The organism is Fretibacterium fastidiosum, assembly GCF_000210715.1.
GTDB classification, from domain to species: Bacteria; Synergistota; Synergistia; order Synergistales; family Aminobacteriaceae; genus Fretibacterium; species Fretibacterium fastidiosum.
In genome coordinates this window covers 1,401,256-1,406,309 of record NC_021038.1, presented here as the reverse complement: position 1 = coordinate 1,406,309, position 5,054 = coordinate 1,401,256, and the positions used below count along the sequence as shown (strand labels likewise).

Below are 5,054 nucleotides of genomic sequence, written 5' to 3'. Positions count from 1 at the left end.
GGGAGAAATGGACGGACGGATCGCCGGCGCCCAGTCCGTGCTGGAGAACCCGGCCTGGGTCCTCTCCGGGCTGAACTACCTGCACATGAACGCAGGACGCGGCATCAGCGTCCTGATGCCCTATTCCGATCACCTCGAAAAGTTTGGCGAGTGGTTCGCCCAGCTGTGGGGCGAGTCCCTCGGCAAGGAGGGCAAGGGCTCCACGCCGGTTCGTGCGCTGGGCGCCATCGACCAGCACTCCCAGATCCAGCTCTACACGTCGGGGCCCGACGACAAGCTCTACACCATCCTCACCGTGGAGCAGGACAAGCGCGACATCGCCCTACCCGCCGCTCCGGAGAAGGCCCTGAAGAAGCTCTCCTACCTCTACGGAAAGTCCATGGATAAGCTGCGCAACTTCGAGGCCCAGGCCACGGCAGCCGCGCTTCACAAGGTGGGGCGCCCCGTCGCCGTGCTCTCGATCCCCGCGCTGGACGCACGCTGCTTGGGCGCGCTCATCCACTTCTACGAGTACGTGACGGCCATGACGGGGTGGTTGCTGAACGTCAACCCCTTTGACCAGCCGGGGGTCGAGCAGGGAAAGAAGTACACCTACGGCCTGATGGGTCGGGAAGGCTTCGAGGCCGACGCAGAGGAGGTCCGCACCCTCTCCGCCAGGACGACCGAGCGCGTGGCGGGCCTATAGGGGCGTCCGTCGGGCGTACTGCCGCTCAGAAGCACAAAGGACGGGGGGCCGGCGGCCCCCCGTCCTTTGTGCTCATCGATGCGGCCTAGTCTCCGCCGAGGTAAGCCCTCTTGATCTCCGGGGAATCGAGGAGTTCCTGCCCCGTGCCCGTGGTGACGATCTTCCCCGTCTCCAGCACGTAGCCTCGGCTCGCGATGGAGAGCGCCATCCGCGCGTTCTGCTCCACCAGCAGGATCGTGGAGCCGTGTTCGTTCAGGTTTCTGATGATGTCGAAGATCTGCTCCACCAGAAGGGGAGCGAGGCCCATGGAGGGCTCGTCCAGCATCAGGAGCCTGGGGCGGCTCATCAGCGCCCTGCCCATGGCCAGCATCTGCTGTTCGCCGCCGGAGAGCGTGCCCGCCACCTGGCGGCGGCGCTCCCTGAGCCGCGGAAAGAGCCCGTAGACCATCTCCAGGTCCTCCGCGACGCTGCCCCCCCCGGCCCTCATCCGAACGTAAGCTCCCATCTCCAGGTTCTCCTTCACGGTCATCTGCAGGAAGATGCGCCGCCCCTCCGGCACCTGGGCCAGTCCCCGTTCCACCACTTTATGTGGCGCGGTGTGCGCCAGGCCCTGCCCCAGGAAGGACACGCTGCCGCTTTTGGGGTGCAGCAGGCCCGATATCGTGTTCAGGGTCGTGGACTTGCCCGCGCCGTTCGCGCCGATCAGCGTGACGATCTCCCCCTCCCTCACGTCGAAGGATATCCCCTTGATCGCGTGGATGCTGCCGTAGTAGACGTGAAGGCCCTCCACCTTCAAAATGGGGTCCATGGCTACGCCCCCTCCTGCCGGCCCAGGTAGGCCTCGATAACCGCCGGATCGGACTGAATCTCCTCCGGCGTGCCCTTGGCGATAACGTGCCCGAAGTTCAACACGCAGATGCCCTCACAGATGTTCATGACCAGGTTCATGTCGTGCTCGATGAGCATGATGGCGATCTGAAACATGTCGTGTACCTTGCGGATGCTCTCCATCAACTCCACCGTCTCCGAGGGGTTCATCCCCGCCGCGGGCTCGTCCAACAGGAGAAGGGACGGGTTCGTGGCCAGCGCGCGGACGATCTCAAGCCGCCTCTGAGCGCCGTAGGGCAAAGACCCCGCCCGGACGTCCGCCATGTCCTGCATGTCGAAGATCGAGAGCAGCTTCAGGGCGCGGCGGTGAGCGGCGCGCTCCTCCCGGCGGAACTTCGGCAGGCGCAGCACGGCGCTCCACATGCCGTAGTGCATGTCGTTGTTCATGGCGACCTTCACGTTGTCCGCGACGCTGAGGTTCCCGAAGAGGCGAATGTTCTGGAACGTGCGCGCGATGCCCGCCCGGTTCACCTGCACGGTGCTCATGCTGTTGGTGTCCTGCCCGTCCAGCAGGATGGTGCCCGCCGTGGGTTGGTACACCTTCGTCAGCAGGTTGAAGACCGTGGTCTTGCCCGCGCCGTTGGGTCCGATGAGCCCGGCGATCTCCGTCCGCCCGATGGTCAGGTTGAAGTTCTCCACCGCCTTTAGCCCCCCCAGCGTGATCCCCAGGTTGACGCACTCCAGGATCGGGGCGCGGCCCGCGTCCCGGTCCGGGATCACGGCATTGGATGGGACGGGGACCAGCCGCGTCTTCCTCCGCTTAAACTGCATGTTCGTCCTCCTCCCTCGCCCGCCTCAGAAAGGGGTTGAAGCGCGTCAAAAATCCCTTCACCGCGGCGTTGTTCGTGGCCAGCATCACCGCGATCAGCACGACGGCGTAGAGCAGCATCCGGTAGTCCGCGAACTGGCGCAGCTTCTCCGGCAGGATCGTCAGGGCCGCGGCCGCGACGATGGACCCCAGGATGTTCCCCTGGCCACCCAGCACCACGAACACCAGCACCAGGATGGAGGTGTTGAAGTCAAACTTGTTGGCGACGATCGTGGAGTAGTTCATGGCGAAGAGGGCCCCTGCTGCCCCGGCCAGCGCCGCGGAGGTGACGAAGGCCATCATCTTGTAGCGCGTGATGTTGATCCCGACGCTCTCCGCCGCTATGCAGACGTCCCGGATGGCCATGAACGCGCGTCCGGCACGGCTGTTCATCAGGTTGTACATCACAGCCAGCGCGATCATCACCAGGATGAAGCCCACCGTGAAGGTGGATATCTTCTGGATGCCACCGATGCCCATGGGCCCCGCAATGATGAGGCGTCCGCCGGGCAAAAGGCGCGTTTTGTCGCTCAGCATACTGAAGCTGATGCCGCCAGAGTCCATGCCCAGGTAAAAGTTGTTGAAGACGCTCTTGATGATCTCTCCGAACGCCAGCGTCACGATGGCCAGATAATCCCCTTTCAGCCGCAGCACGGGGATGCCGATGAGGAACCCCGCGGCGGCGGCAAAGCCCGACCCGACCAGCATGGCGACAGCCAGCCTCGCGGGGGCGAAGGGGATGAGGTTTTGCAGCATGATGGCCGAGGCGACGCCGGTGAAGGCCCCGACGGACATGAAGCCGGCGTGTCCCAGGGAGAGCTCTCCCAGGATGCCCACCACGAGGTTCAGGGCAATCGCCATGACCATGTAGGCGCAGACGGGGACCAGCATCCCCCTCATGGTGGAGCTCAGGAGCCCCGTTGCGCTCAGAATCTGCATGAAGCCGTAGGCCGCCGTGACGACGGCGTAGGTGGCGAAGATCCGCCGCGCCTCCGCCCGTTTCAGGTTGACAAACCTCTTTATCGTCATCGCGCTACACCTTCTCCTGAACCTGCACGCCGAGGAGCCCTGCCGGCTTCACCAGGAGCACCACGATCAGCACGGCGAACACCACGGCGTCCGAGAGCTGCGTCGAGATGTAGGCCTTCGCGAAGATCTCGATGACGCCCAGCAGCAGGCCTCCAAACAGGGCTCCTGGGATGGAGCCGATGCCGCCGAAGACCGCCGCCGTGAAGGCCTTGATGCCGGGCATGGAACCCGTCGTCGGCATCAGGGTCGGGTAGGCGGAGCAGAGCAGCGCCCCCGCCACGGCAGCCAGCCCCGAGCCGATGGCGAAGGTCATGGAGATCGTGGCATCGACGTTGATCCCCATCAGCTGCGCGGCCCCCTTGTCCTCCGAGCAGGCGCGCATGGCCTTGCCCATGCGGGTCCTGCCCGTAAACCAGGTCAGGGCCAGCATGATGACCACGCAGGTGACGACGGTGACGATGGTGACGTAGGAGATGGAGAGCTGCCCGCCGAAAAACTTCAGGGTCCCCTTTCCCACCACCGAGGGAAAGATCTTGGGGTTCGACGTCCAGAGCAGGAGCGCCGAGTTCTGCAGAAAGTAGCTGACGCCAATGGCCGTGATGAGCACCGCCAGGGACGGCGCCTGACGCAGGGGCTTGTAGGCCAGGCGCTCCACGACGATGCCCAGAATCGTGCAGACGAACATGGCAAGCGCCACCCCCGCCACGGCCGGAAGCTGATAACGGGCGACAGCGTAGAAGCAGACGTAAGCCCCCACCATGATGACATCTCCATGGGCGAAGTTCAGCATCTTCGCGATGCCGTACACCATGGTGTAGCCCAGGGCGATGATGGCGTAGATGCTGCCCAGGCTGATCCCGCTGATGATAAAGCTTAAAAAGATCATGAACGCACCTCTCAAAACCGAAACCGCGCAACGGCAGTCGCCGTCGCCCCCGAATCCTCTCCTCCGGCAGGGCGCGTCCAACAGGTCGGGACATGCCGGCGCACTGGACGCACCCCCCAAAAGGAGCGCGGGGAGGGCGGACACCCTCCCCCGCTGACGGTTGAGGCTAGTCGAGCCCCACGTAAGCGCCATCCTTGATGACCATGCCCTTCGGGTCCTTCGTCACCTCGCCGGCCTTGTTCCAGGTCATGTTGGTCCCCGTCAGTCCGGAGAAGGTCATGGAGGTGAACTGCTCGATCATGAGGCCGCAGAGCGTCTGGGCGTCCATGTCGGGCGTTGCCTTGGCGTTCTCAAGGGCCATCTTGAAGGCGTAGACGCAGTCATAAGCGTCGGCCGCAAACTGGTTCGGCACGTCCTTGCAACGCTTCTTATACTCCGCCACGAACTTTGCCGTGCGCTCGTCTTCCGAATCCGCGTTGAAGGGGGTCAGGAGCATCACTCCCTCGGCCAGTTTCGTGTCGAAGCCCTCCATCGTCAGAATGCCGTCCATGCCGTCCACGCCGAACCACCGGGGCGTGTACCCCATGCCGGCCGCCTGAGCCAGGATCAGGGATGCGTGCTGATAGTACATGGGGAGGAACACCAGCTCCGCTCCGTTCTTCTGCGCATCGGTGAGCTGCACGGAGAAGTCCGTGTCGTTGCCGTCCGCAAAGGTCGTGTCACTGACGACCTCGATGCCCAGCTCCTTCGCCTTGGCG

5 protein-coding genes and 1 pseudogene are annotated in these 5,054 nt (G+C 64.3%); 1 reads left to right on the top strand and 5 read right to left on the bottom strand.

From position 1 onward, the window contains the following. Positions 1-685, top strand: a pseudogene (locus SY1_RS06445) (glucose-6-phosphate isomerase); the annotation flags it as partial. Positions 686-770: 85 nt separating this feature from the next. Here the strand turns inward: SY1_RS06445 and SY1_RS06440 are convergent. The 5 genes from SY1_RS06440 to SY1_RS06420 all read right to left on the bottom strand — a co-directional run. Next, on the bottom strand, positions 771-1,493 hold the full coding sequence (locus SY1_RS06440; RefSeq protein ID WP_015556547.1) for an ABC transporter ATP-binding protein: 723 nt from the start codon (positions 1,491-1,493) through the stop codon (positions 771-773). A 2-nt stretch (positions 1,494-1,495) separates the two neighbouring features. Then, entirely contained in the window at positions 1,496-2,344 is an 849-nt protein-coding gene (locus tag SY1_RS06435; protein ID WP_015556546.1) for an ABC transporter ATP-binding protein, read from the bottom strand. Further along, the gene (locus tag SY1_RS06430) at positions 2,334-3,410 is read right to left on the bottom strand and encodes a branched-chain amino acid ABC transporter permease (protein ID WP_015556545.1); all 1,077 of its coding nucleotides are present in this window, start codon (positions 3,408-3,410) and stop codon (positions 2,334-2,336) included. The genes SY1_RS06435 and SY1_RS06430 overlap by 11 nt, the downstream gene beginning before the upstream one ends. Before the next feature lie 4 nt (positions 3,411-3,414). After that, positions 3,415-4,296 carry a branched-chain amino acid ABC transporter permease gene (locus SY1_RS06425; RefSeq protein ID WP_015556544.1) on the bottom strand — a complete coding sequence of 294 codons (882 nt, stop codon included), beginning with the start codon at positions 4,294-4,296 and terminating at the stop codon, positions 3,415-3,417. A 166-nt stretch (positions 4,297-4,462) separates the two neighbouring features. Beyond that, positions 4,463-5,054: ABC transporter substrate-binding protein (locus SY1_RS06420; protein WP_208873126.1), on the bottom strand; the 592-nt coding region annotated here is incomplete at its 5' end.